Here is a 24,886-nt window from a genome sequence, read left to right on the forward strand (position 1 = left end):
GACAATGGCAGAACTATCGATCAGCCCCGACGTCATCCGTGACGCGCTGAAGAACTTCGCCGACGCCTACGAGCCCACCGGCGCCGTGGCGACCGAGGTCGGCACCGTCATCGACGCGGCCGATGGCATCGCGCACGTCGAGGGACTGCCCGGCGTCATGGCCAACGAGCTCGTCACCTTCGCGGACGGCACGAAGGGCCTGGCCCTCAACCTCGACGAGCACGAGATCGGCGTGGTCGTCCTCGGCGACTTCACCGGCATCGAGGCCGGCCAGGAAGTCACCCGCACCGGCGAGGTCCTCTCGGTCCCGGTCGGCGACGGCTACCTGGGTCGCGTCGTCGACCCGCTCGGCAACCCGATCGACGGACTCGGCGCCATCGCGACCGAGGGGTCGCGTGAGCTCGAGCTGCAGGCGCCAGGCGTCATGCAGCGCAAGTCGGTCCACGAGCCGATGCAGACCGGAATCAAGGCCATCGACGCCATGATCCCGGTCGGTCGTGGCCAGCGTCAGCTCATCATCGGCGACCGCCAGACGGGCAAGACGGCCATCGCGATCGACACGATCATCAACCAGAAGGCCAACTGGGAGTCGGGCGACGTCAACAAGCAGGTCCGCTGCATCTACGTCGCGATCGGCCAGAAGGGCTCGACCATCGCCTCCGTCAAGGGTGCGCTGGAAGAGGCCGGTGCCCTCGAGTACACGACGATCGTCGCCGCGCCCGCGTCCGACCCGGCCGGCTTCAAGTACCTGGCGCCCTATACCGGCTCGGCCATCGGCCAGCACTGGATGTACGGCGGCAAGCACGTCCTGATCATCTTCGATGACCTGTCGAAGCAGGCCGAGGCCTACCGTGCCGTGTCGCTTCTGCTGCGTCGCCCGCCGGGCCGCGAGGCATACCCGGGTGACGTCTTCTACCTGCACTCGCGTCTGCTCGAGCGCTGCGCGAAGCTGTCCGACGAGCTGGGTGCGGGTTCGATGACGGGTCTGCCGATCATCGAGACCAAGGCCAATGACGTCTCGGCGTACATCCCCACCAACGTGATCTCGATCACCGACGGCCAGATCTTCCTGCAGTCCGACCTCTTCAACGCCAACCAGCGTCCGGCGGTCGACGTGGGTATCTCGGTCTCGCGAGTCGGTGGTGACGCTCAGGTCAAGTCGATCAAGAAGGTCTCCGGAACGCTGAAGCTCGAGCTCGCGCAGTACCGTTCGCTCGAGGCGTTCGCGATGTTCGCATCCGACCTCGACGCGGCTTCGCGTCGTCAGCTCGCCCGTGGTGCCCGTCTGACCGAGCTGCTCAAGCAGCCGCAGTACTCGCCGTACCCCGTCGAGGAGCAGGTCGTCTCGATCTGGGCCGGAACCAACGGCAAGCTCGACTCGCTCGAGATCGAGGACGTGCTGCGCTTCGAGCGCGATCTGCTCGACTACCTGCGTCGCAACACGTCGATCCTCGACACGCTGCGCGAGACCAACGTCCTCGACGACGCCACGGTCGCAGAGCTCGACAAGCAGACCGACGCCTTCATCCTGGAGTTCCAGGGCGGCAAGGGCCAGTCGATCGGCGCTCCGGGCAACGAGCAGGTTTCGGCGGAGGATGCCGGCGACGTCAGCCAGGAGAAGATCGTCAAGGGTCGTCGCGCGTAATCGCGTGAGGTACTGATTCATGGGCGCTCAACTCAGGGTCTACAAGCAGAAGATCTCTTCTGCTCAGACGACCAAGAAGATCACGAAGGCGATGGAACTCATCGCGGCTTCGCGCATCCAGAAGGCGATGGCACGCGTCAAGGCGTCCAGCCCCTTCGCGCAGGCCGTGACGAGGGCCGTGTCCGCCGTCGCGACGCACTCCAGCGTCGATCACCCGCTCACTCGCGAGGCAGAGACGATCCGCCGCACGGCGGTCGTCATCTTCTCGAGCGACCGTGGTCTCGCAGGCGCGTTCAACTCCCAGGTGATCCGTGAGGGCCTGGAGCAGGGCGAGCGTCTGCGCGAGCTCGGCCGCGAGCCGGTCTACTACCTGGTCGGTCGCAAGGCCGTCGGGTACTTCCAGTTCCGTCGGATCGAGTCCGCAGCCGAGTGGATCGGCGACACCGACACGCCGTCGTTCCACACGGCCGAGGAGATCGCGCACACGCTGCAGCAGGCATTCCTGCGCGGCGGCGAGTCCGAGGGCGTCGACGAGATCGTGCTGGTGTACAACCGCTTCGTCAGCATGATGACGCAGGAGCCCACGGCTCTTCGTCTGCTGCCGCTCGAGATCGAAGAGGCCGAAGACACCGCGAGCGCGGCCGTCTACCCGCTCTACGAGTTCGAGCCCGACGCAGAGACCGTGCTCGACGCGATCCTGCCGGTGTACATCCAGAGCCGCGTGTTCAACGCCCTCCTGCAGTCCTCGGCAGCCAAGCAGGCCGCGACGCAGAAGGCGATGAAGTCGGCAAGCGACAACGCCGACAAGCTGATCACCGACTACACCCGCCTGCGCAACAACGCTCGCCAGGCGGAGATCACCCAGCAGATCGCAGAGATCGTCGGTGGAGCCGACGCCCTCTCGTCGAGCAAATAAGACCATCAGGAGAAGAGACGAGATATGACCACCACCGCCACGGCTGAGCAGCCGGCGACCGCGGTCGTCGGACGCGTTGCACGCGTCAACGGTCCGGTTGTCGACATCGAGTTCCCGCACGACTCGATTCCCGAGATCTACAACGCCCTCAAGACCACGATCACGATCGGCGAGGACTCCACCGAGATCACGCTCGAGGTCGCGCAGCACCTCGGCGACGACCTCGTGCGCGCCATCGCCCTGAAGCCGACCGACGGCATCGTCCGCGGCCAGGAGGTTCGCAACACCGGTGAGGCCATCTCGGTCCCCGTCGGCGACGTGACCAAGGGCAAGGTCTTCAACGTGATCGGCGAGGTCCTCAACGCCGAGCCCGGCGAGACCATCGAGGTCACCGAGCGCTGGCCGATCCACCGCAAGGCACCCAACTTCGACCAGCTCGAGTCGAAGACCACCATGTTCGAGACCGGCATCAAGTCGATCGACCTCCTGACCCCCTACGTGCAGGGTGGAAAGATCGGTCTGTTCGGTGGTGCAGGTGTCGGCAAGACCGTGCTCATCCAGGAGATGATCCAGCGCGTCGCGCAGGACCACGGTGGTGTGTCGGTGTTCGCCGGTGTGGGCGAGCGCACCCGTGAGGGCAACGACCTCATCCACGAGATGGAGGAGGCGGGCGTCTTCGACAAGACCGCCCTCGTCTTCGGCCAGATGGACGAGCCGCCGGGGACCCGTCTCCGCGTCGCGCTCTCGGCCCTGACCATGGCGGAGTACTTCCGCGATGTGCAGAAGCAGGACGTGCTGCTCTTCATCGACAACATCTTCCGCTTCACGCAGGCCGGTTCCGAGGTCTCCACGCTGCTGGGCCGCATGCCCTCTGCCGTGGGCTACCAGCCGAACCTCGCCGACGAGATGGGTCTCCTGCAGGAGCGCATCACCTCGACGCGTGGTCACTCGATCACCTCGCTGCAGGCGATCTACGTGCCGGCTGACGACTACACCGACCCGGCTCCGGCGACCACGTTCGCGCACCTCGACGCCACCACCGAGCTCTCGCGTGAGATCGCGTCGAAGGGTCTCTACCCGGCCATCGACCCGCTGACCTCGACGTCGCGCATCATGGACCCGCGTTACCTGGGTGAGGACCACTACCGTGTCGCCACCACGGTGAAGCAGATCCTGCAGAAGAACAAGGAGCTGCAGGAGATCATCGCGATCCTCGGTGTCGACGAGCTCTCGGAAGAGGACAAGATCGTCGTCTCCCGCGCACGTCGCATCCAGCAGTTCCTCTCGCAGAACACCTACATGGCGAAGAAGTTCACCGGTGTCGAGGGTTCGACGGTTCCGCTCAAGGAGACCATCGAGTCGTTCGATGCGATCTGCCGCGGTGACTTCGACCATGTCGCCGAGCAGGCCTTCTTCAACGTCGGTGGCATCTCGGACGTCGAAGAGGCCTGGGCGAAGATCCAGAAGGAGAACGCCTGACCATGGCGCTGCACGTGAGCCTCGTCTCCGCTGATGCGGAGGTCTGGACGGGGGAGGCGTCGCTCGTCGTCGCCAAGACCGTCGAGGGCGAGATCGGCATCATGTCCGGTCACGAGCCGGTGCTGGCCATCCTTGCCCAGGGCGAGGTCCGCATCACTCAGACCGACGGCAGCAAGGTGCTCGCGAACGCGCAGGATGGGTTCCTCTCCATGGAGGGCGACACCCTGACGATCGTGGCAGGCAACGCCGCTCTGATCGCCTGACAGCAAGACAACCCGGCGTCCGCCTCGGTTCGTGCCCTGCACGTGCCGAGGCGGACGCTTCGTCTGTGTGGAGCCCATGAGAATCCTTCTGCCCCCGTCCGAGACCAAGCGTGCTGGTGGCACCGGCCGCCCGCTGCGCCTCGACGCGCTCGCTCTGCCGTCGCTGACCTCGCAGCGCATCGAGGTCGTCGATGCCCTCGTGGAGCTCAGCTCCGACTCGAGCGAGGCGCGACGCGTCCTCAAGCTCAGCGAGCGTCAGGCGGGTGACGTCGAGCACAACCGGATGCTGCGAACGGCCCCCACGATGGCCTCGATCGACCGCTACACGGGAGTGCTCTACGACGCACTCGACGCGGCGTCGCTCGACGCGGCCGCACGGCGGTGGCTCGGATCGCACGTGATGATCCATTCCGCTCCGTTCGGACCGATCGGTGCGCTGGATGAGATCCCCGCCTATCGCCTGGCAGCGGGGACATCGCTCCCTGGCATCCGCCCGCTGAAGCGGCATTGGGCCGACGCGACCTCCGCCGCGCTGTCGGGCTGCGGGTTCGTCCTCGACCTGCGCAGCGAATCGTATGTGGCGCTCGGGCCCGTCGCCGGAGTCGTCGCCTCCGCTTACGTGAGGGTGGTCACAGACAAGGGGCGCGCGCTGAATCACTTCAACAAGAAGGCGAAGGGCGCGTTCGTGCGTGCTCTCGCCACGACACGCCCGAGAGGGAACTCCGTCGGCGCGCTGATCGCGTGGGCCGATGAGCAGGGCATCCGTCTGCGAGAAGCGCAGGATGCCGGTGTTCTGGAGCTCGTGGTCGCCGGCTGAGTCCCCACGGCCGCCCCCGGGAGCGAGGATGCATCGTTGCCCGCGGTGCGGACGCTTCGCTAGCATGACCGTGCGCGAGATGCGCACGGGGGAGCGAAACCGCTTCCTCTCTACGAGGGAAGTGGTTCACTCATGGACTATGGCGACTACGGGGGCTACGAGGGCCTCGCCGCGCTGTTCGCCCTTCTGGGCATCCTGCTCTTCATCGTCGGACCGATCATGTACGTGCTCTCGTCGATCTTGATGATGAAGATCTTCGAGAAGGCCGGCGTCGAGGGCAAGTGGCGGGCCTGGGTGCCTGTCTACCGGGAGATGATCTTCTTCAAGCTCGGCGACATGAGCCCCTGGCTCGTGCTGTATGCGCTCGGCGCCACGCTCCTGCTGTCGTGGACCGGCATCGGCAGCATCTTCGGCCTGGTCTTCACCGCTCTCTTCGCGATGGCCGGCTGGCGCGTCGGCCTCAAGCTGCAGAAGGAAGCGGCCTGGGTCATCCTGTTCGTGCTGCTCAACATCGTCTGGATGGGCATCCTCGCATTCGACCGCTCGCGCTGGAACCCCAACATCGCGCCGGCTCCATGGGCGGGCAACAGCTTCCTCGGCGACAACACCGTGTGGGACGGAATCCCCGTGCAGCCTGGCCAGAGCGCGGCCCCGGCAGCCGGCTACGCAGCGCCCCAGGGCTACCAGCCTCCTGCGCCTCAGGGATACCAGCCGCCTGCTCAGCCCGGCTATGCTCCGCCGGCACAGCCCGGTCTTGGCCAGCCGACGCAGCCGGGGTACGGCGCACCTCACAACCCGGGTGCTCCTGTTCCGCCTGCGCCCGGCGCCCCGGTGCCTCCCCCCGCCACTCCGCCGGCGCCGCCCGCAGCGCCGCCGACCGCGCCGCCCGCGCCTCCGGCTCCGCCTGCGTCGCCGAACGATCCGACGCAGCCGCCCGCGTGAGCTGATCTGACGAAGAAGCCCTCGACGACGTCGGGGGCTTCTTCGCATGGTGTGGCGAACGACGTGTCCGGGCGCCCCGATAGTGTGGATGCATGGCTACCTCGCAGCGCCGCGTCGGCGCATCCGGACTCGTCGTATCCACCGCCGGCCTCGGCTGCAACAACTTCGGCCGAGCCGGCACCGTGACCGAGACGCTCGAGGGCACGCGCGCGGTCATCGACGCGGCGCTCGCGAACGGTGTCTTCTTCTTCGACACCGCCGATATGTACGGGGCTGAGGCCGGACGCAGTGAGGAGCTCATGGGGGAGGTGCTCGAGGGGCGCCGCCACCGCGCAGTGCTCGCGACCAAGTTCGGTCACGAGCGCGATATGGGCTACGACTTCCCCGGCGGGCGGGGCTCGCGTCGATATGTGCGTCATGCGGTGGAGCAGTCGCTGCGGCGTCTGCGCACCGACTGGATCGACCTGTACCAGCTGCACCTTCCCGATCCGCAGACGCCGATCGCCGAGACCATCGACGCGCTCGACGAACTCGTCGACGAAGGCAAGATCCGCTACTACGGCCATTCGAACTTCACCGGCTGGCAGATCGCCGAGGCCGAGTTCGCCTCGCGAGCCCGCTCGACCGGGCGCTTCATCTCCGCGCAGAACCACTACTCGCTGCTCGCCCGCGCCTCAGAGCGCGAGGTGCTTCCCGCCGTGAACAGGTACGGGCTGGGCTTCTTCCCGTTCTTCCCGCTGAAGAACGGCCTCCTGACGGGTAAGTTCACGCGCGAGGGCGGGCCGTCGGGCACCCGGATCATGGACACGCGGCAGCACATCTGGGCGGACGCCCCATGGGACGCGCTCGAGCGGTACCAGGAGTTCTGCACTCAGCGCGACATCTCGATGCTGCAGGCGACATTCGGGTGGCTGCTCGCCCAGCCGGGCGTGTCGAGCGTGATAGCCGGGGCCACCAGGCCGGAGCAGGTCGAGGCGAACGCCGAAGCGGCCGACGCGTGGACCCCCGATGCGGCTGACCTGGCTGAGATCGACGCGCTGTTCCCGCTCGTCGACGACCCGGCCGACCGGATGTGAGCGCGCGCACCACTACGATGAACATGAACCCTGCGGCGTCCCCGCCGCTCAGCAGTCCGACGGAGAACCCACGTGCCTGAGACCACGACGCAGACGTTCCGCGTCAGCGATGAGCTGGAGCTCACCTGGGCGGGGGTCACGGACCGCGGGCGTCGCCGCGAGAACAATCAGGACTCCTTCCTCGCGAAGTACCCGCTGTACATCGTCGCCGACGGCATGGGCGGCCATGCCGGCGGCGAGATCGCCAGCCAGGCGACGGTCGACCGGCTCTCCGACATGGTCGACGCGGGCCACATCGACGACGATCGCATCCTCGCGGCGCTGCAGCTCGCGGTCGACGACATCCACCAGCATCCGGACACCACCGACGAGGGAACGGGCACGACCCTCACGGGCGTCTATCTCGACCGTGGCGAAGACGGCTGGCGCTGGATCTCGCTGAACATCGGCGATTCCCGGGTGTACCTCGAGCGTGACGGACGGCTCATCCAGGTCACGACCGATCACTCGGTCGTGCAGGAGCTGATCTCCTCGGGCAAGATCAGCCCGGAAGAGGCCGACGCCCATCCGTACAGCAACGTCATCACGCGCGCCGTCGGCGCGAACGAGCTGGTCTCACCCGACTACGTGGCGATCGACGTCGTCGACGGTGACCGCTTCATCATCTGCTCAGACGGTCTCACCAAAGAGCTGACCGACTACGGGATCCTGCATTTCCTCCGCGAGAACTCCGAACCTGCAGCAGCAGTGAACGCGATGGTGGAGGCTGCGCTGGAGAACGGCGGGCGTGACAACGTCACGCTGATCGTGCTGAACGTGCGGTACACGGGCGCTTCCGAAGACGAAGTGGATGACGGCGCGGCAGGGGAGGAAGCCGAACCGGCCGAACCCGAGCACTCTTCCTCCACAGAGGCCGCCACCGCGGAATGATCACTCCCCGCCTGTGGAGAGGCCAGATCTGATTCCGTCGATGGTCTGAGATGGACGGATGGATGCCACGACCATCGTCCTCCCCGCAGCCCCGGCCGAGCCGGCCCGCCCCCAGCTCCCCTTGCTGGCGGCCATCGTCCCCGTCATCGCAGGCGTCGTGCTGTGGCTCGTCACAGGTTCGCTGTTCGCTCTGTGCTTCGCCGCCATCGGGCCGCTGATGCTGCTCGCGTCGTTCTTCGACGGAATGCGGGCTCGGCGCCGTGGCCGGAGACGGGCGGAGAGCGAGGCTGATCTCGCCTGGCTGCGCGCTGACGAGGAGCTCGCGCGGCTGCACGATCAGGAGCATGAACTGCTCTGGCACCGGACTCCCGACGCGGCGCGCTGCCTGCTCGACCCGCCCCTGCGCGGACGCGTGCCGCTGGGTTCAGCCACCGAGGTCGTGATCGGGCGCGGGGATCGCCGCAGCACCGTGCGCGCCTCGGGCGGTGATGACGAACGGGCGCGTTCCTTCCGCGAGCGTGCGGAACGGCTCGCAGACGGGCCGGTCGTCGTCGAACTCGGTGGCGGCATCTGCGTCCGCGGTCCCGAACCCGTAGCGGCTGCCGTCGTCCGGGCACTCGTGACGCAGCTGTGCCTTCGGTTCGGGCCGGCCGAGCTGAGCCTGCACGGCGCGGGCGTCGCCCCCTGGGGATTCGACGCGTTCCCGCACGCAGGACGGCGTCGTGCACGCTTCCGGCTGCGTCTGGGGGAGGGCGCGGATGCCGCGGACGCCGTGATCTGCATCCGGAGCCCCGGCGACGAGCCCCCGGGAGGAATCACGACGGTGCTGGATTTCGCGGTGCCCGGTCAGGCGCGGGTGCGCACTGCGGATGGCGTTCGCGAACTCGCCCTGGAGGGACTGTCGGCGCAGCAGACGGCAGTGATCGCGGTGGAGATGACACGACGCAACGATGAAGGATCCGACGTGCCCGACGCGGTCGCTCTCGCCGAGATCGAGCCGACCTCCGGCGGCGACGGGCGGCTCACCGCTCGGTTCGGCCGCGGACCGCATGGCGATGTGGTGATCGATCTCGTCGACGACGGACCGCACGCGATCGTGACCGGCATGACAGGCACAGGCAAGAGCGAACTGCTCACCAGCTGGCTGGCGGCCATCGCCTCAGGGCACAGTCCGAGCGAAGTGGCGTTCGTGCTGATCGACTTCAAGGGGGGAACGGCGTTCGAGCCGCTGCGCACCCTGCCCCACGTTGTGGCAGTGGTGACCGATCTCGACTCAGTCGGAGCCCGCCGCGGCGTCGGCAGCCTCACTGCTGAGCTGCGACGGCGTGAAGCCGCTCTCGCTGTCGCCGGTGCTCGTGACGTGCGTGAATGTCCCTCGCTCGGGCGCCTCGTGATCGTCGTCGACGAGTTCGCCGCACTCGTTCAGGAGCACCCGGATCTGGCGCAGATCTTCACCGACATCGCCGCGCGCGGGCGGGCGCTCGGGATGCATCTCGTGCTCGGCACGCAGCGAGCCGGAGGAGTGATACGGGAGGCCCTGGCCGCGAACTGTCCGCTGCGGCTCAGCCTCCGCGTCGCGGAGTCGGCGGACAGTCGTCTCGTGATCGGCTCGGACGCAGCCGCCGATCTGCCGGGCGGGCTCGAGACCAGAGGGCTCGGCTACGTCCGGCGCCCCGAGGACGTCGAGCCTCATCCGATGCGGGTGGCGCTCACGTCACCCGCCGACCTCGCCACCGTCGCGCAGCAGTGGGCGGGAGCACCCAGGCTGGCCAGCCCGTGGCTGCCGCCGCTGCCGTCCGTGATCGATGTGCCCGTGACCCGTGATGCCGACGACGGACCGCATGCGGTGATGCTCGGTCGCGCCGACCACCCCGATCAGCAGAGCCAGCCATGGGTCCGCCTCGCGCCAGGCGAGGGACTGGGCGTCGTCGGCGGCCCGGCTTCGGGCAAGAGCACCTTGATCCGGGCGCTGCACACCCAGCAACCGGATGCCGTCATCGTCCCCACCGACGCGGAGGAAGCGTGGGACGCCGTAGCCGAGCTGTCAACCGGTCGTCATGGCGTGGTGCTGTGCGACGATCTCGACGTGCTCGTCGCACAGTATCCGCCCGAGCACGCGCAGCTCTTCCTCAGCCGCTGGGAGACGATCGTACGAGCGCCGGCCGGCGCGGTCATCACCGCCTCGCGCGCGTCCGGCCCCGTCGGTCGGCTGCTGGACGGACTCGCGCGCCGCGCCCTGCTGCGGGTGAGCAGTCGGGTCGAGCACGTCGCGGCAGGCGGTGATTCCGCTGCGTTCGATCCGCATCGCCCGCCCGGGCGCGCCTGGATCGACGGTCGCGACGTCCAGCTGTGCTGGACGGATCGCACTCCCGCTGCCGGTCTCGTCGCACCCGTTGCCGGCTGGCATCCGCGCAGGGGTCGCTCCGGGGTGGTGACGCCAGCAGTCGACGGCACTCGGGCTGCGCTCGCAGCCGCTCACCCAGGCTGCCGGGTGACGACCCTCGCCCAGCTCGCCGGGACGTCGGGTGATACGGATGCCACTGATGCGCCCGTGGTGATCGTGGGCGACCCCGAGGAGTGGCGTTCGCAATGGGCGAGGCTGCAAGGCATCCGGACCGAGGGGGAGCTGGTCATCGCCGCCGAGTGCGCGCCGGAGCTGCGTCAGCTCGCCGGCGTGCGCGAGACGCCGCCCTTCGCCAGGCTTCACGAAGGCAGGGCCTGGGCGGTCGAGCCGGGGCGTCGTCCCCGGAGGGTTCGGCTGGGGTGATCGCCGCGGTCAGATGCCCGAGCCGGGGCGGATCATCCCGACCGGCTGGCCGCCGCCGAGCACCTCCAGAGGCAGGGCGCTCGCCAGGGTCGCGACATCCGACTCGCTGAGGGCACCGGCGCGCGCGAGCAGGGTCGCGGCGACGATCGCCGAAGCGCGGCTGCTGCCGTCGAGCATCTTGCTGGCGACGGTCGTGCCGTCAGGGGCGACCATGACCATCACGCCCTCCGCGCCGTGCTTGGCGAACACGCCGAGGGTCTCGATGGCGATGGTGTCGGGCTCGCCCGGTCCGGCAATGGTCCACGGGTTCTCGCGCACAGCGCGGACGAGCGCGCCGGCGACACGATGCAGAGCGAACGGCGAGCGCTCGGATGCCGAGCCGATCCGGTGGATCGCGCGCGCGAGGCCGAGCAGCGTGATCGCGTGGACTGGCGCTCCGCAGCCGTCGATGGAGGTGTGCGCGATCTTCTCGCCGGCAAGGCGCTCGACGACGTCGCGGATGTGCACCTGCAGCGGGTGGGCGGGGTCGAGGTAGCCCTCGGTGGGCCAGTCGGTCGCGACGCACGCGCGCAGCATCAGAGCGTGCTTGCCCGAGCAGTTCATCCGCACGCGCGCCTTGTCGGCGTGGTCGCGGATCATGTCACGACGAGCCGTCGCATCGGAAGGCCATGCGGTCGGGCAGCCGAGGTCGTCCTCGTTCAGACCGCCGGCGGCGAGCATCTCACGTACCACCTCGACATGGCGGTCGGTGCCGCTGTGGCTGGCGGTGCCGAGCGCGAGCTGCTCGCTATCGAGGGCGGCGCCGGCTGTCACGCTGGCGATCGCCTGCAGCGGCTTGAGGCTCGAGCGCGGCAGGATGAGCGCCTCGGCATTGCCGTGCTGCGCGACGACCTCTCCTTCGGGGGAGAGCACGACCGCAGCACCCGCATGGCGGGACTCCACGAAGCCGTTGCGCTCCACGATCGCGAGTTCGACAGCGTCAGCGATGGTGAGAGTCTCGAGCACCAGACAAGCCTAATGCGCCGCGCAGTGGCAGACTGGCGCAATGGCCCCGCTCGGCGAACACCACTACGCGCTCACCACCACCTGGACGGGAAATCGCGGCTCCGGCACGAGCGGATACCGGGATTACACCAGAGACGTGACGATCAGCATCCAGGGCAAGACCGAGCTGCTGGCATCGTCCGACAAGCCTTTCCGCGGCGACCCGGCACGCTGGAATCCAGAGGATCTTCTCCTCGCCGCTCTGTCGGAGTGTCACCTGCTCTCGTACCTTCACGCATGCGTCACCGCGGGCGTCGTCGTGATCGACTACTACGACGACGCTCAGGGCGTGATGCGGGAGGATGGCCGCGGTGGCGGCGCATTCGCCGAGGTCACTCTGCGGCCGCAGGTGACCGTCGCAGACGAGTCGATGCTCGAGGCTGCCCGCGATGCCCACCGCACGGCGAACGAGTGGTGCTTCATCGCGAACTCGGTGAACTTCCCCGTGCGCCACGAGGCCACGATCGTCGTCGCGTCGGCGCCTCGTGACTGAGATCGCCGAGGCTCAGCGGCGCTCGTGCGGGAACGCCTGCTTGATCTTCTCGATCGGCGTCTGCGCCGGAGGCTCGTTGTACACGCCGGCGAGCTCCTGACCGCTCAGGGCGTGGATGGCGGCCATGATCTCGTCCGTCGCGAGCCGACGGGCCTTGCCACTGGTCGCAGGGCCGTGCTTCGAGACGTCGATGGGTGTCCCGAACCTGACTGTCACCCGCTCGCTCGTCGACGGCATCTTCGCGCCGACCGGCATCACCTTGTCGGTGCCGATCAGACCGACCGGCACGACGGGCGCCCCGGTCTGCAGGGCCAGGAAGGCGACGCCGGTGCGGCCCTTGTACAGGCGGCCGTCGGTCGAACGAGTGCCCTCGGGATACAGCGCGACCGCGAGGTCCTGCTCGAGCAGCTGTCGCTGCTGGTCGAGCGCGTCGAGAGCGGCCTGGCCTGCGCCGCGGCGCACGGGGATGGCGCCGACAGAGGTGAAGAACTGGCGTGAGAGCGCACCCTTGAAACCAGTGCCCTCGAAGTAGCTCGACTTCGCCAGAAAGTGCACAGGCCGGGGAGCGGCCACCGGGATCGCCATCGAGTCGATGAAAGAGAGGTGATTGCTGGCGAGGATGACGGCGCCGCTGAGGGGCACGTTCTCGCGTCCCTCGATGCGAGGACGGTAGACCACCCGAGCGAGGGGAGCGGCGATCATCCGTCCCAGCTTGTACTTGAACCCCGCGCGCTTCGGCGTGGTGTGCTCGGCCTCCCCGGACTCGGGATCGACGGGGGTGACCGAATGCTCAGAACTCACCGGATGAGCTTATCTTTCCGTGCATGCCGAGCGTGGAATGGCTGCTGAGCCGGACGGCACTCAGCGGCAGCAAAGCCAGGTGGTTCACTATGGAAGATCCCTGCCCTGCGAATCCGAGGTCTCATCTTGCGCCTGCGCCCCCTCACCTTTGTCTCCACCGTGGCTCTCGCCGCGCTCGTGCTCACCGGATGCTCCGGTTCGCCGAAGCCCTCGGAGTCGGCCGACCCGACCGGCAGCGCCGATGCGTGCGCACAGGCGGCTGCGCCCGGATCGTACACCGACGGCGTCAAGGTCGACGGGGAGGTCGGCAAGCCGGCGAAGGTCACCGTCGACAAGAGCAAGAAGGTCGGCGAGGTGCAGCGCACGGTCGTCAGCGAGGGCGACGGCGAGAAGGTCGCCGAGGGCGACTACATCGCCTACGCGATGAGCGCGTTCGACTCGAAGACCGGAGACCACCTCGGCGACCTGGGGTACAAGGAGGGCGAGCTCCTGCCACAGAACGCGCTCGCGAACCAGGCGCTCGCCGAGGCGATCGGCTGCGCCACCATCGGAACCCGCGTCGCGTTCGCCTTGCCTGCGGCGGAGGGTGCGGAATCGCAGCTGTACATCATCGACGTGCTCGACAAGGTCCCCACCGCCGCGTGGGGAGAGAAGCAGAAGCCGGTCGACGGCATGCCGACGGTGAAGCTCGCGAAGGACGGCGAGCCCGATGTCGACGTTCCCGCCGGCGACGCTCCCAAGGAGCTGAAGATCTCTGTGCTGAAGGAGGGCGACGGTCCTGAGGTCGCCGACGGCGACACCACGCTGCTGCAGTACTACGGCGTCGACTGGAAGGACGGCAAGAGCTTCGACTCGTCGTGGTCGAAGGGCGCACCGTACGCAGCCCCCGGCAACACCTACGTACCGGGATTCGTGCAGGCGCTCGCGGGCCAGAAGGTCGGCTCGCAGGTGCTTGTCGTCATCCCGCCGGCGCTCGCCTACGGCGAGGACCCCGAGGCTCATGAGCTCGGAGGTCAGACGCTGGTGTTCGTCATCGACATCCTCGCGACGCAGCACGCGCCCGCCGGGCAGTGACCGACTGACGAGAGGGCGGCGATCCGGCAGGGTCGCCGCCCTCTCGCATAGGCTGGCGGCATGCGTCGCGTCATCGTCCTCGGCTCCACCGGCTCCATCGGCACACAGGCGCTGGACGTGATCCGCGGCAATCCGCGCCGCTTCGAACTCGTCGGCATCGCCGCAGGCAGCAACGCGGAGATGCTCGCAGAGCAGGCTGCCCAGTTCCAGCTCGAGCACACCGCACTCGGCGCCGCAGAGGCGGAGCAGATGGTGCGGGACGTCGAGGCTGATGTGGTGCTCAATGCGATCACCGGCTCCATCGGGCTCGGATCGACCCTCGCGGCGCTGAAGGCGGGGCGCACGCTCGCCCTCGCCAACAAGGAGTCCCTCATCGTGGGCGGCGAGCTGGTGCGTGCGGGCGCCGCCCCCGATCAGATCGTGCCGGTCGACTCAGAGCACTCCGCCCTCGCACAGGCGCTGCGCGCCGGAACCCGCGCCGAGGTCGGCAGGCTCGTGGTCACCGCATCCGGTGGGCCCTTCCGAGGCCGTGCCAGGGCGGAGCTCGCCGACGTCACACCCGCCCAGGCTCTCGCCCATCCCACCTGGGACATGGGGCGCATGGTCACCACGAACTCGGCGACGCTGGTGAACAAGGGCCTCGAGGTCATCGAGGCGCATCTACTGTTCGACGTGCCGTACGACGACATCGAGGTGGTCGTGCACCCGCAGTCGATCGTGCACTCCATGGTCGAGTTCGTCGACGGCTCGACCATCGCGCAGGCGTCGCCGCCCGACATGCGCCTGCCGATCTCGCTGGGTCTGGACTGGCCTCACCGTGTCGGCGGCGTCGGACGCCCGCTCGACTGGCGCACTGCGACCAGCTGGACCTTCGAGCCGCTCGACGACGAGGCCTTCCCCGCGGTCGCGCTGGCCAAGGCCGTCGGCCGCGCCGGCAGCACGTTCCCCGCGGTCTACAACGCCGCGAACGAGCAGGCCGTGCACGCCTTCCACGACGGCCGGCTCACGTTCCTCGGCATCGTCGACACGATCCAGCGGGTCATCGATGCTCATGACGCTCCCGACGAGCTCACGATCGAGGCACTGGCCGACGCCGAGGCCTGGGCGCGGGCGAAGGCGGATGCCCTGATCGCGGCATCCTGACCATCGAAAGAGCCGACCCCCCGGAATGGGCAGCCGGCTCTCGTCGCCGAAGCCGGCGTCAGTCGGTGTACGGGACGGGCCAGTGGGATTCGGGGGCCTGCCATCCCGCGGCGATGAGCGCTCGGCGGGCGAGTTCGCGCGCGGAGTACGGGGTGCGCACGCCGCGGATGTCGCGGTAGTCCTGGTGCCCCGGTCCCGCCCAGAGAATGGCGTCTCCGTCTCCGACCAGGCTCACGGCCGTCACGATCGCGTCCTCAGGTGGAGAGACCTCGTGGATCTCAGCATCCGGGCGCGCACGGCGCGCGCCCTCGACGAGGGTGGCGCGTATCGACGCGGGGTCCTCGAATCGGGGGTGGTGGTCGGTCACCACGAGGATGTCGCTGCCCTCGACAGCCGTGCGGGCCATGTCGAAGCGCTTGGTCGCGTCGCGGTCACCGTCGGCGCCGAACAGCATGAGCACCTTGCCCGGGGTCACGCGGCGCACGGCTGCGAGGGTCTTCTCGAAGGCATCCGGAGAATGGCCGAAGTCGACGTACACGGCAGGTCCGCTCTCGCCCGAGATGAACTGGGTGCGGCCGGGCAGATGCGCGACGATGTGGCCGTCGCGCCCAAGGGCGTCGGTGATGCGCTCCCACGTGTAGCCGCCCTCGAGCAGCATGACGATCGCCAGCCCCGCGTTGGCCGCCATGTGCGGACCGATCACTGGCACGACCGTCGACAGGGTGCGTCCTCCGGGGCCGGTCAGAGTGAATGCGGTGCCGCTGGGGCGCTCGTCGTCGATCGTGACGACCCAGTCGGCTGACGCGGCGGTTTCGGGGTCTGCCGCGATCGCCGGCGTGCCGACGGTCACGACAGGAACAGTGGCACGATCGACGACGACTGCTCCTGAGGGTGAGTCGACGCTCACCACGGCACGGCGCGAGCGCACCGGCGTGAACAGGGGCAGCTTCGCCTCGAAGTACTCCTCCATGTCGGCGTAGTCGTCGAGGTGGTCGTGCGAGAGATTGGTGAACCCGGCGACGTCGAACATGATGCCGTCGACGCGGTGCCGCGAGAGCGCCTGAGCGCTGACCTCGACCGCGACGGCCTCGACCTGCCGCTCGCGCATGAGGGCGAGCAGGGCGTGCATCTCGGACGCTTCGGGGGTTGTCAGCCGCGAGACGATGACCTCGCCGGCGATGTGCCGCTCGGCCGTCGACGACAGGCCAGACACGACTCCGATCTGGTCGAGCAGTCCCTGCAGCAGGTGCGACACGCTCGTCTTGCCGTTGGTGCCCGTCGTACCGAAGAGCAGCGGAAGAGGATCGCCTGCACCCGTGCCGTATACCCAGGCGCTGAGCGCGCCGAGCACTGCACGGGGGTCGTCGACGACGACGACCGGCAGTCCGGACGAGGCGGCGATCTCGGCGCCCGCTTCATCGGTGATGACCGCGACGGCGCCCTGATCGGCGGCGGTCTGCGCGAACTCGGCGCCGTGCTTGTTCACGCCCTGGATCGCGACGAATGCCTCGCCGGCGCGGAGGTCGGCGGTGGCGAGGGTGATGCCGCTCAGCTCGACGTCGGCGATGTCTCCGCGGACGTCTCGGGCGAAGCGGTCGGCCAGCTCGGCCAGAGCACGACGGGGTGGGTCGGCCGGACGGAGCACTGGGGGCAGTGATGTCGTGGTCATATCCCGTCCATGATCTCACGCGACCCGCTCGCACCGCTCTGGCGCGGATCCAGGCGATTCCTCAGCGCTGCCGTTAGCGTGGTCGGGTGGAGATCCTGCTGTACCTGGGCGGCGTCGTGTTCATGCTGATCGGCCTCGGCCTCTCGATCGGGCTGCACGAGGTCGGTCACCTGCTGCCCGCGAAGCTCTTCGGCGTTCGCGTGGGGCAGTACATGATCGGATTCGGACCACGTCTGTGGTCGAGGCGGATCGGAGAGACCGAATACGGTTTCAAGGCCCTCCCGCTCGGCGGCTTCATCTCGATGTCGGGCATGTACCCGCCGTCGGCCAGGAGTTCGCCGGCCCGCGGGGTCTTCGCTTCGCTGGTGCAGGATGCCCGCACCGCCAACGACGAGACGATCGCCGACGGCGAGGAGCATCGGGTCTTCTACCGCCTGCCGGTGTGGAAGCGCGTGATCGTCATGCTCGGCGGGCCGGCGATGAACTTCCTGCTCGCGATCGCGATCTTCACGGTCATGGCATCCGGAATCGGAATCCAGCAGGCGAGCACGACCGTCAGCGCCGTCACGGAGTGCGTGCTGCCCGCAGGCAGCACGCAGCAGGCCTGCGCGGCCGACGACCCTGTGGCGCCCGCCGCCGAGGCGGGCGTCGAGGCGGGAGACGTGCTCGTCAGCGTCGGAGGCCAGCAGGTGCAGACATTCGCCGACGCATCCCAGATCATCCAGCGCTCGCCGGGCGAGCCGCTCGACATCGTCGTCGACCGCGACGGCGAGAACGTCGATCTGACCCTCACCCCCGTTGCAGCCGAACGGGCAGAAGTGGATGCCGAGGGCCGTCCTGTGGTCGACGCGAACGGCGACCCCGTCACGCGCACGGTCGGCTACGCGGGCATCTTCGCGCAGCAGGAGTACGTGCCGCAGCCGCTCGGCACCGGCACGGAACTCGCTGTGCAGCAGACCGGCGCCGTCGCATCGCTGGTCGTGAATCTTCCGGTGAAGCTGTGGAATGTGGGAGTCTCGCTCGTCACAGGGGCCGAGCGCGACCCTAATGGTCCGCTCAGCGTGGTCGGCGTCGGTCGACTCGCGGGAGAGGTGGCGGCGACGGATGCTCCGGTGCTCAACCGCCTGGTCGTTCTGATGAACCTGCTCGCAGCGCTGAACATCGCCCTGTTCGTGTTCAACCTCATCCCGCTTCTGCCGCTCGACGGCGGACACGTCATCGTCGCGCTCTGGGAGGGCGTGAAGCGGGCGTGGGCGAAGCTCACCGGACGTGCTGAGCCCAAGCCCGTCGATGCAACAAGGCTGGTGCCCGTCACCGTCGTCGTTGCGGTGCTCCTGATCGGTATGGGCGCTCTGCTCATCATCGCCGACCTCGTGAAGCCGATGAACCTGCTGGGCTGACGCCCTCCGCCGCCCGGGATCAGACGAGGGCGTGCGCCGTGAGGCGCTCGAGGGTCTCGAGCCCGTCGCGCGACAGGATCGACTCCAGATGGCCCTGCACCGAGGCGAAGCGCTCGCCGCGAAGCGCGTAGACGTCGCCGCTGTCCGCATCCGCGGACACCTCGGCATCCCGCACCCGGGTCGTCCCGGGGGCGACGCGAGCGGTGAACGTGTTGTAGAACCCGACCGACGCGTCCTTGCCGAACACCGGCACCGTCTTCTGCACGCCCTGGTGCGGGACGTCGAGCGGAACGAGGGAGATGCCGAGGCGATCCGCGAGGATCTGGTGACTGAGGCACACGGCCAGCAGCGGGGCACCGGCGTCGCATCGCCGCGCGACCACATGCTGCATCCGCGCGATGCGCTCAGAGGCGGCGTCACGGGGATCGCCGGGACCTGGGCCTGCGACGACCAGGTCCGCAGCATCGATCGCGGCGTCGGTCACGGCATCCCAGGTCGCGATCTCGACGTCCAGCCCGAGGTGACGCAGCTGATGGGCGAGCATCGTCGTGAAGCGGTCTTCGGCATCTACGACCAGTGCGTTCCGACCCGAGAACCGACCCCCGGGATGGGCGTCCTGCGGCTGCACCCAGAAGTCGGCGAGTCGGGTGTTGCGGGATGCCAGCAGCGCGGCGATCTCGGGATCGTCGGCCAGGCTCGCGTCTGCCGGGGCGTCGTCGTCGCGCGCCTCCGCGGAGCGGTCGCGCTCGATGGCGCCGATCGCCCCCAGGACGCCCGCGGCCTTCCCGTGGGTCTCGTTCACCTCGCCCTGCGGATCGGAGTGGCGCACCAGCGTGGCGCCGACCGGCACCCGCAGACGGCCGCCGTCGAGGTACACGGTGCGGATCAGGATGGGGGCGTCGAGATCGTGCCCGCCCTCCGCATTCGGAGTGAACAGCGCGGCGACGCCGGAGTAGTAGCCGCGAGGCGACTGCTCGTGCCGGCGGATCACTGCGCATGCGTTCTGCATGGGAGAGCCCGTGACGGTGGGGGCGAACATCGTCTCGCGCAGGATGTCGCGCGGGTCGAGGCGGCTGCGCCCCCGCAGCATGTACTCGGTGTGAGTCAGCCGCGACATCTCCTTCAGATGCGGGCCGGTGATGCGGCCGCCGTCTGAGCAGACCTGGCTCATCATTTTGAGTTCTTCATCGACGACCATGAACAGCTCCTCTGTCTCCTTCGTCGACGAGAGGAATTCGGTCAGCGACTCGCGTGTCGACCCGCCTGCGGGGTGACGGAAGGTCCCGGAGATGGGATTCATGGTGACGACGCCGTCGCGCGCGACGACGTGTGCCTCGGGGCTCGCCCCGACGGCGATCTGTCCGGGGGTGATGACGGCGAAGGTCCAGTACGCGCCGCGCTCGTGCTCGAGCAGGGCGCGGAACCAGGTGAGCGCGGCGGTGCGGTCGTCGGCGTCGAACGCGGCGCGGTAGTCGCGGCGGATGACGAAGTTCGCGCCCTCGCCGTGGCCGATCTCGTCGGCGATGACCCGTCGGACGATCTCGGCGTAGTCGGCATCGGAGATGTCGAACCCGCCGTCGGCCAGCGTGATCTGCGCATCCGGGAGCGCCGCGATCAGGTCGGCGCGGTTCAGCTGCTCGTGCTCGGAGACCACGATGCATCGCAGCGGGGTGCCGTCGTCGTCGGCGTCGAATCCGCGCTCGCGAACCTGGCGATAGGGCACCATCGCGAAGACTTCGCGTGCCTCCACCCCGTCGCTCAGCGGGATGTCGGCGAGACTGTCGACGTCTAGGACATCGCCGGTGAGCAGATCGACGCTCCCGTCGCGCGCGATGAGCACGAAGGATGCCTCGTGGTCTGCGGCGAGCTCTGCCAGACGGGCGAGCGGAAGTGCGGTCATCGGTGTCTCCTCGGTCGGGGATCCGGTGCGGACAAAAAAAGACCGCCCCGGGAGGCGGTCTGATCTCGTGGGTACGCGAATCACCGCCTAGAAGGCGGGCCACCAGGAACGGGTCGCGGACATACCGTGAAAAGTAGCACATCGTGCTTCGCCGGCCGGTGCGTGTGACGCAGGGGAGCGACGCTCCGTCACCAGACGGCACCGCCTGGCACGGGGCGCTCGGGCTCGAAGACCAGGTCTACGCAGCGCCGCACAGCGCGCGCGATCACGTCGTCGGGCAGACTCGGTGCACCAGCCGGTGCCGTCGACGTCGACCAGGGCAGGTGCACGAATCCGGTCGGCACCGTCGCCGGCACCGCCCCCAGGGCCGTGTAGAGCACGTGATTGCACACATATGCTCCGGCAGACAGAGAGGCACGGGCAGGTATCCCCTCCTCTTCGAGCGACGCGACCACATGCTTGACGGGCGCCGTCGCGAAACGCGCCGCCGGTCCGTCGGGTTCGCAGGGCTGGTCGATCGGCCTCGCCCCATCGTTGTCGGCGATCCTGGCATCCATCAGATTGATACCCACCCGCTCGACGGCGACCCGGTCGCTGCCGCCGGCGAGACCTGTCGCGATCACCGCGTCGGGGTCGTGGTCGGCGATCAGCGAGCGCAGCCGCAGTGCCGAGCCCTCGTACGACACCGGCAGAGTCGCGGTGATCAGCCGGTCGGGGCCGTCGTACGACGCGGCGACCGCCGCGACCGCATCGGCCGACGGGTTCCGGCTGTCGCCGCCGAAGGCTTCGAACCCCGTGAGCAGGATGGTGCGCATGGAACACGAGCCTACGGACATCCAGCCGACCCCGATCCGGCGACGGTAGCCTGGAGTCGTGCCTGCAGTGAATCTTGGGATGCCGCGCGTCCCCGAAGTCCTCGCCCCGCGTCGCAAGTCCCGTCAGATCCGGGTCGGCAAGGTGCTCGTCGGTGGCGACGCTCCTGTCAGCGTGCAGTCGATGACCACCACGAAGACCACCGACATCAACGGCACGCTGCAGCAGATCGCCGAGCTGACGGCCTCCGGATGCGAGATCGTGCGCGTCGCCGTTCCATCTCAGGACGACGCGGATGTGCTGCACATCATCGCGAAGAAGAGTCAGATCCCCGTGATCGCCGACATCCACTTCCAGCCGAAGTACGTCTTCCAGGCCATCGACGCGGGTTGCGCGGCCGTGCGCGTCAACCCGGGCAACATCCGCAAGTTCGACGACCAGGTGGGTGCGATCGCGCAGGCTGCGAAGGCCGCCGGAGTCTCGCTGCGCATCGGCGTGAACGCCGGCTCGCTGGATCGTCGCCTGCTCGAGAAGTACGGCAAGGCCACGCCCGAGGCGCTCGTCGAGAGCGCGGTCTGGGAGGCGTCGCTGTTCGAGGAGCACGACTTCCACGACTTCAAGATCTCGGTCAAGCACAACGATCCCGTCGTGATGGTGAAGGCGTACCGCCAGCTCGCCGAGCGCGGCGACTGGCCCCTGCACCTCGGCGTGACCGAGGCCGGCCCCGCATTCCAGGGCACCATCAAGAGCGCCACCGCCTTCGGCATCCTGCTCGGCGAGGGCATCGGCGACACGATCCGCGTATCGCTGTCGGCTCCGCCCGCCGAAGAGGTGAAGGTCGGCCACCAGATCCTGCAGTCGCTCAACCTCCGTGAGCGCAAGCTCGAGATCGTCTCGTGCCCGTCGTGCGGTCGCGCTCAGGTCGATGTGTACACGCTCGCCGAAGATGTCACCGAGGGCCTGAAGGACATGACTGTCCCGCTGCGCGTCGCCGTGATGGGCTGCGTCGTGAACGGCCCGGGCGAGGCCCGCGAGGCCGACCTCGGCGTCGCGTCGGGCAACGGCAAGGGCCAGATCTTCGTGAAGGGCGAGGTCATCAAGACCGTGCCCGAGGCGGACATCGTCGCCACCCTCATCGAAGAGGCCAATCGCATCGCGGCCGAGATGGGCGCCGACGCCCCGCTCGGCACCGCACAGGTCGTCACCGGCTGACGCCCCGACAGGAAGAACACATGCAGTCGACGCTCGTCTCCTTTCCTGATGGCGCTCTCACCGGCGAGGGCGAGGTGCTGCTCGTAGATCAGGCCGCGTCCGTCGTGATCGTCGACGCGACGCCGTTCCACCCCGTCGATCACACCTGGCCCGACCAGCCTGGCGACGCCGGCGTGATCACAGCCGGCGACGTGCAGGTGCGCGTGACCGAAGCGGTGATGGCGGCGATCAGCGACGAGGGTGCGCTCGCCGTCGGATCCGATATCCCGGTCAAGCGCGGCGGCGAAGGCTGGACCTGGATGGTCGGCCATCGGACCGACGGCGCCATCCCCGCCGCTGTCGCGGTCGGGGCGCGGGTCGCGCTGGAGGTGGATGCCGATCGCCGGGCGTCGCTGAGCCGCGGGCACACCGCGTGCCACCTGGCATCCCTCGCGCTCGACACCGCGCTGGCCGACCTCTGGCGCAAGGAGATCGGCGCAGACCCGCTGGGCAATCCGGACTTCGAGGGCAAGGCGAACCAGTCGAGCCGCATCCACGCGGACGGCAGCGTCGACGAGTACCGGCTCGGCAAGAGCCTGCGCAAGGCCGGCTTCGACTCCGAGGGCTTCGCGTCTTCGCTCGCCGAGCGCGAGCAGCGGATCAACGAGCTGCTCGCGGGCTGGGTCGCATCGGGCGGGCAGAGCCGCATCGACGTCGACGGGCCGAGCATCATCGACCGCCGCACGTGGCGCTGCGCTCTGCCCGAGGGGGAGGTCGGCTTCCTCTGCGGCGGCACTCACGTGCGCTCGCTCGCGGAGTTCGAGTCGATCACCGTGTCACTCGATCTCGGCGACCCGCAGCTGCTCGTCATGACGACCACCGCTGTCGCGGCCTGATCGCCGCTGATCACCACATGGCGCGGACGATGCGCACCGCATCCTCTGTGGTGAGCCCCTCACGGCGAGCTGCCGATGTGAGCGCCCGAGCGGCGCGCGCCACCTCCTGCGAGACGGGGGCGGCGGATCTGCTCACTCGGGTGCCCGCTCCCTCGGGCACCGCTTCCATCACACGACGAATTCGACGGTGCCCTCGGAGACGTCGACCGCGGCGACCCGCAGCTTCACGGTCGCGCCAGGCTGGATGCCGACGGTGACGGGCGCCGTCGCCGTCACCGCGGGTTCGGCGATCTGCACCGAGGCACGGTCCTCGCCGCGCAGCTCGATGACGGTGGCATCGATGGTCCGGCCCACCAGCGGCTGCAGCAGAGCCGCCTCGACGCGGTTGATCGTCTCGGCGTCCAGTCGCGATGCCCGCTGCGCGGAGTCCTGCATCAGGCCGGGCAGCAGGGGCAGCGACTCCCGAGCCCACGCGGGCGCTGCCTCACCGCGAGACACGGCGAGGCAGATGGCCAGCGACCAGCGGTCGACCAGGCGACGCAGGGGAGCGGTCGTGTGGGCGTAAGGGGCCCCGATCGCGGCCTGCGTGAGGTCGCCTTCGGGGAGCTGCCCGTCGAAGGTGATGTAGCCCGCACCGCGGAACAGGGCTGCAGCCGCTTCGAGCACCGGCAGCGCCACAGGGTCGGCGGTGTCGAGTGCACGCAGATAGTCGCCATACCGACCCGCGGTCCATGGGCGGCCGAGAGCCTCGGTCTGCCGTCGGAATCTGTCGAAGGCGCGCTCGTCCGGCTGCGGCATGGTGCGCAGCACGCCGACCTTCGCGTCGATCATCAGCTCGGCGGCAGCCATGCCTGTCATCAGCGACAGCTGCGCGTTCCAGTCCTCGATCGGCAGGGGGCGGCGGCGCTCTATGTCGTAGCGCCCGTCCTCACGCACCACGACCTCCTCATCAGGGAGGTTGAGACTCGCGCCCCCTCGCTGGGCCTCCTGTACTCGTCGCAGCTCGCCGATCTCCCGCAGCAGCGAGAGGTGGTCGTCGTCGCCGCGGTCGATGGCTGCCTGTGCTGAGGCGTAGTCGAGCTGATCGCGCGAGCGGATGAGCGCGCGCTCCAGCCGGAACCCGGTCTTCGCCCCCTCAGCGTCGAGCGCGAAGGTCCAGACGAGTGCGGGGCGCTCGACACCCGCCAACAGCGACGCGCGATCCTCTGACAGCACCCGCGGATGCAGCGGGATGTTCCCGTCGGCCAGATACAGGGTCTGACCGCGCAGACGAGCCTGCGCATCGAGCGCACCTCCCGGCTCGACGTAGCCCGGCACATCGGCGATCGCATATCGCACCTGATATCCCGAACCCGCGCGCTCCAGCTGGAATGCCTGATCGAGGTCTTTCGAGCCCAGCGGATCGAGCGTCACGAAGGGCACGTCTCGCAGGTCGAGGTCGGGCGTGGGGGCGCTCGCCGCCTCGGCTTCGGCGATCGCCTCGGGCGGGAACTCGACCGGCGCCTCGATGCCGGCCCGAAGCGCTGCGAGCGCTTCGGCGAGCTCGCTCTGCTCGGCGGAAGAGGAGACATGTGATCGACGCTGAGGCATGCACCCACCCTACGCACGGCCCCCGCAACCTCGGGTA

22 protein-coding genes are annotated in these 24,886 nt (G+C 68.8%); 15 read left to right on the plus strand and 7 right to left on the minus strand.

Annotated elements, in window-relative coordinates:
* Positions 1–4: 4 nt before the first annotated feature.
* From atpA to JOE67_RS14370, 9 genes are all read left to right on the plus strand, one after another.
* Positions 5–1,645, plus strand: a complete 1,641-nt coding sequence (gene atpA / locus JOE67_RS14330) for a F0F1 ATP synthase subunit alpha (protein ID WP_204976193.1) — start codon at positions 5–7, stop codon at positions 1,643–1,645.
* 19 nt (positions 1,646–1,664) lie between these two features.
* Entirely contained in the window at positions 1,665–2,561 is an 897-nt protein-coding gene (locus JOE67_RS14335) for a F0F1 ATP synthase subunit gamma (RefSeq protein WP_204976194.1), read from the plus strand.
* A 24-nt stretch (positions 2,562–2,585) separates the two neighbouring features.
* Positions 2,586–4,040 (plus strand): F0F1 ATP synthase subunit beta, encoded by a 1,455-nt coding sequence (gene atpD / locus JOE67_RS14340; protein WP_204976195.1) that lies wholly within the window; start codon positions 2,586–2,588, stop codon positions 4,038–4,040.
* A 2-nt stretch (positions 4,041–4,042) separates the two neighbouring features.
* The gene (locus JOE67_RS14345) at positions 4,043–4,303 is read left to right on the plus strand and encodes a F0F1 ATP synthase subunit epsilon (RefSeq protein WP_182252895.1); all 261 of its coding nucleotides are present in this window, start codon (positions 4,043–4,045) and stop codon (positions 4,301–4,303) included.
* Positions 4,304–4,379: 76 nt separating this feature from the next.
* Complete coding sequence (locus tag JOE67_RS14350) at positions 4,380–5,120, plus strand: YaaA family protein (RefSeq protein ID WP_204976196.1); 741 nt, start codon at positions 4,380–4,382, stop codon at positions 5,118–5,120.
* A gap of 132 nt (positions 5,121–5,252) precedes the next feature.
* On the plus strand, positions 5,253–6,062 hold the full coding sequence (locus tag JOE67_RS14355; RefSeq protein WP_204976197.1) for a DUF5684 domain-containing protein: 810 nt from the start codon (positions 5,253–5,255) through the stop codon (positions 6,060–6,062).
* Between the two features lie 92 nt (positions 6,063–6,154).
* Complete coding sequence (locus JOE67_RS14360) at positions 6,155–7,138, plus strand: aldo/keto reductase (RefSeq protein ID WP_204976198.1); 984 nt, start codon at positions 6,155–6,157, stop codon at positions 7,136–7,138.
* A gap of 72 nt (positions 7,139–7,210) precedes the next feature.
* The gene (locus JOE67_RS14365) at positions 7,211–8,068 is read left to right on the plus strand and encodes a protein phosphatase 2C domain-containing protein (protein WP_204976199.1); all 858 of its coding nucleotides are present in this window, start codon (positions 7,211–7,213) and stop codon (positions 8,066–8,068) included.
* Between the two features lie 58 nt (positions 8,069–8,126).
* Positions 8,127–10,835 carry an FtsK/SpoIIIE domain-containing protein gene (locus JOE67_RS14370; RefSeq protein WP_204976200.1) on the plus strand — a complete coding sequence of 903 codons (2,709 nt, stop codon included), beginning with the start codon at positions 8,127–8,129 and terminating at the stop codon, positions 10,833–10,835.
* A 9-nt stretch (positions 10,836–10,844) separates the two neighbouring features.
* Here the strand turns inward: JOE67_RS14370 and JOE67_RS14375 are convergent, their stop codons facing one another.
* Complete coding sequence (locus tag JOE67_RS14375) at positions 10,845–11,840, minus strand: asparaginase (protein WP_204976201.1); 996 nt, start codon at positions 11,838–11,840, stop codon at positions 10,845–10,847.
* A 40-nt stretch (positions 11,841–11,880) separates the two neighbouring features.
* Here JOE67_RS14375 and JOE67_RS14380 point away from each other — a divergent pair, with 40 nt between their 5' ends.
* Positions 11,881–12,372 (plus strand): OsmC family protein, encoded by a 492-nt coding sequence (locus JOE67_RS14380; protein WP_204976202.1) that lies wholly within the window; start codon positions 11,881–11,883, stop codon positions 12,370–12,372.
* Between the two features lie 12 nt (positions 12,373–12,384).
* Here JOE67_RS14380 and JOE67_RS14385 read toward each other — a convergent pair whose 3' ends face one another.
* The gene (locus JOE67_RS14385) at positions 12,385–13,173 is read right to left on the minus strand and encodes a lysophospholipid acyltransferase family protein (protein WP_338041622.1); all 789 of its coding nucleotides are present in this window, start codon (positions 13,171–13,173) and stop codon (positions 12,385–12,387) included.
* Between the two features lie 159 nt (positions 13,174–13,332).
* Between JOE67_RS14385 and JOE67_RS14390 the strand changes: the two genes are divergently transcribed.
* Positions 13,333–14,247, plus strand: a complete 915-nt coding sequence (locus JOE67_RS14390) for an FKBP-type peptidyl-prolyl cis-trans isomerase (protein ID WP_338041623.1) — start codon at positions 13,333–13,335, stop codon at positions 14,245–14,247.
* 60 nt (positions 14,248–14,307) lie between these two features.
* A complete protein-coding gene (gene dxr / locus JOE67_RS14395) occupies positions 14,308–15,390 on the plus strand; it encodes a 1-deoxy-D-xylulose-5-phosphate reductoisomerase (protein ID WP_204976204.1) in 1,083 nt (360 codons plus the stop codon).
* A 58-nt stretch (positions 15,391–15,448) separates the two neighbouring features.
* On the opposite strand, the gene JOE67_RS14400 is transcribed toward dxr, so the two are convergent.
* Positions 15,449–17,059, minus strand: a complete 1,611-nt coding sequence (locus JOE67_RS14400) for a Mur ligase family protein (RefSeq protein ID WP_204976205.1) — start codon at positions 17,057–17,059, stop codon at positions 15,449–15,451.
* Between the two features lie 86 nt (positions 17,060–17,145).
* Here JOE67_RS14400 and JOE67_RS14405 point away from each other — a divergent pair, with 86 nt between their 5' ends.
* Entirely contained in the window at positions 17,146–18,459 is a 1,314-nt protein-coding gene (locus JOE67_RS14405; RefSeq protein WP_204976206.1) for a site-2 protease family protein, read from the plus strand.
* Positions 18,460–18,478: 19 nt separating this feature from the next.
* Here JOE67_RS14405 and JOE67_RS14410 read toward each other — a convergent pair whose 3' ends face one another.
* Both JOE67_RS14410 and JOE67_RS14415 read right to left on the minus strand, forming a co-directional pair.
* Entirely contained in the window at positions 18,479–20,359 is a 1,881-nt protein-coding gene (locus JOE67_RS14410; protein WP_204976207.1) for an anthranilate synthase family protein, read from the minus strand.
* Positions 20,360–20,547: 188 nt separating this feature from the next.
* Positions 20,548–21,174, minus strand: coding sequence for a pyroglutamyl-peptidase I (locus tag JOE67_RS14415; protein ID WP_204976208.1), 627 nt, complete (start codon positions 21,172–21,174; stop codon positions 20,548–20,550).
* Positions 21,175–21,253: 79 nt separating this feature from the next.
* Between JOE67_RS14415 and ispG the strand changes: the two genes are divergently transcribed.
* Together ispG and JOE67_RS14425 are read left to right on the plus strand one after the other, a co-directional pair.
* Positions 21,254–22,384 (plus strand): flavodoxin-dependent (E)-4-hydroxy-3-methylbut-2-enyl-diphosphate synthase, encoded by a 1,131-nt coding sequence (gene ispG, locus JOE67_RS14420; protein WP_204977113.1) that lies wholly within the window; start codon positions 21,254–21,256, stop codon positions 22,382–22,384.
* Positions 22,385–22,404: 20 nt separating this feature from the next.
* Positions 22,405–23,259 (plus strand): alanyl-tRNA editing protein, encoded by an 855-nt coding sequence (locus JOE67_RS14425; RefSeq protein ID WP_204976209.1) that lies wholly within the window; start codon positions 22,405–22,407, stop codon positions 23,257–23,259.
* A 10-nt stretch (positions 23,260–23,269) separates the two neighbouring features.
* Here the strand turns inward: JOE67_RS14425 and JOE67_RS15735 are convergent, their stop codons facing one another.
* Both JOE67_RS15735 and JOE67_RS14430 read right to left on the minus strand, forming a co-directional pair.
* A complete protein-coding gene (locus JOE67_RS15735; RefSeq protein WP_274606827.1) occupies positions 23,270–23,395 on the minus strand; it encodes a hypothetical protein in 126 nt (41 codons plus the stop codon).
* 32 nt (positions 23,396–23,427) lie between these two features.
* Entirely contained in the window at positions 23,428–24,849 is a 1,422-nt protein-coding gene (locus JOE67_RS14430) for an RNB domain-containing ribonuclease (RefSeq protein WP_204976210.1), read from the minus strand.
* Positions 24,850–24,886 lie beyond the last annotated feature (37 nt).

Origin of the sequence: Microbacterium esteraromaticum, from assembly GCF_016907315.1 — a bacterium.
Lineage (GTDB): Bacteria > Actinomycetota > Actinomycetes > Actinomycetales > Microbacteriaceae > Microbacterium > Microbacterium esteraromaticum.

What these genes read in the sequence shown, in the direction of transcription:
- atpA (WP_204976193.1), top strand. Translation starts at nt 5, where the DNA reads ATGGCAGAACTATCGATCAGCCCCGACGTCATCCGTGACGCGCTGAAG.
- JOE67_RS14355 (WP_204976197.1), top strand. Translation starts at nt 5,253, where the DNA reads ATGGACTATGGCGACTACGGGGGCTACGAGGGCCTCGCCGCGCTGTTC.
- JOE67_RS14370 (WP_204976200.1), top strand. Translation starts at nt 8,127, where the DNA reads ATGGATGCCACGACCATCGTCCTCCCCGCAGCCCCGGCCGAGCCGGCC.
- JOE67_RS14360 (WP_204976198.1), top strand. Translation starts at nt 6,155, where the DNA reads ATGGCTACCTCGCAGCGCCGCGTCGGCGCATCCGGACTCGTCGTATCC.
- JOE67_RS14380 (WP_204976202.1), top strand. Translation starts at nt 11,881, where the DNA reads ATGGCCCCGCTCGGCGAACACCACTACGCGCTCACCACCACCTGGACG.
- JOE67_RS14415 (WP_204976208.1), bottom strand. Translation starts at nt 21,174, where the DNA reads ATGCGCACCATCCTGCTCACGGGGTTCGAAGCCTTCGGCGGCGACAGC.
- JOE67_RS14345 (WP_182252895.1), top strand. Translation starts at nt 4,043, where the DNA reads ATGGCGCTGCACGTGAGCCTCGTCTCCGCTGATGCGGAGGTCTGGACG.
- JOE67_RS14425 (WP_204976209.1), top strand. Translation starts at nt 22,405, where the DNA reads ATGCAGTCGACGCTCGTCTCCTTTCCTGATGGCGCTCTCACCGGCGAG.
- JOE67_RS14350 (WP_204976196.1), top strand. Translation starts at nt 4,380, where the DNA reads ATGAGAATCCTTCTGCCCCCGTCCGAGACCAAGCGTGCTGGTGGCACC.
- atpD (WP_204976195.1), top strand. Translation starts at nt 2,586, where the DNA reads ATGACCACCACCGCCACGGCTGAGCAGCCGGCGACCGCGGTCGTCGGA.
- JOE67_RS14430 (WP_204976210.1), bottom strand. Translation starts at nt 24,849, where the DNA reads ATGCCTCAGCGTCGATCACATGTCTCCTCTTCCGCCGAGCAGAGCGAG.
- JOE67_RS14335 (WP_204976194.1), top strand. Translation starts at nt 1,665, where the DNA reads ATGGGCGCTCAACTCAGGGTCTACAAGCAGAAGATCTCTTCTGCTCAG.
- JOE67_RS14410 (WP_204976207.1), bottom strand. Translation starts at nt 20,359, where the DNA reads ATGACCGCACTTCCGCTCGCCCGTCTGGCAGAGCTCGCCGCAGACCAC.
- ispG (WP_204977113.1), top strand. Translation starts at nt 21,254, where the DNA reads ATGCCGCGCGTCCCCGAAGTCCTCGCCCCGCGTCGCAAGTCCCGTCAG.
- dxr (WP_204976204.1), top strand. Translation starts at nt 14,308, where the DNA reads ATGCGTCGCGTCATCGTCCTCGGCTCCACCGGCTCCATCGGCACACAG.
- JOE67_RS14400 (WP_204976205.1), bottom strand. Translation starts at nt 17,059, where the DNA reads ATGACCACGACATCACTGCCCCCAGTGCTCCGTCCGGCCGACCCACCC.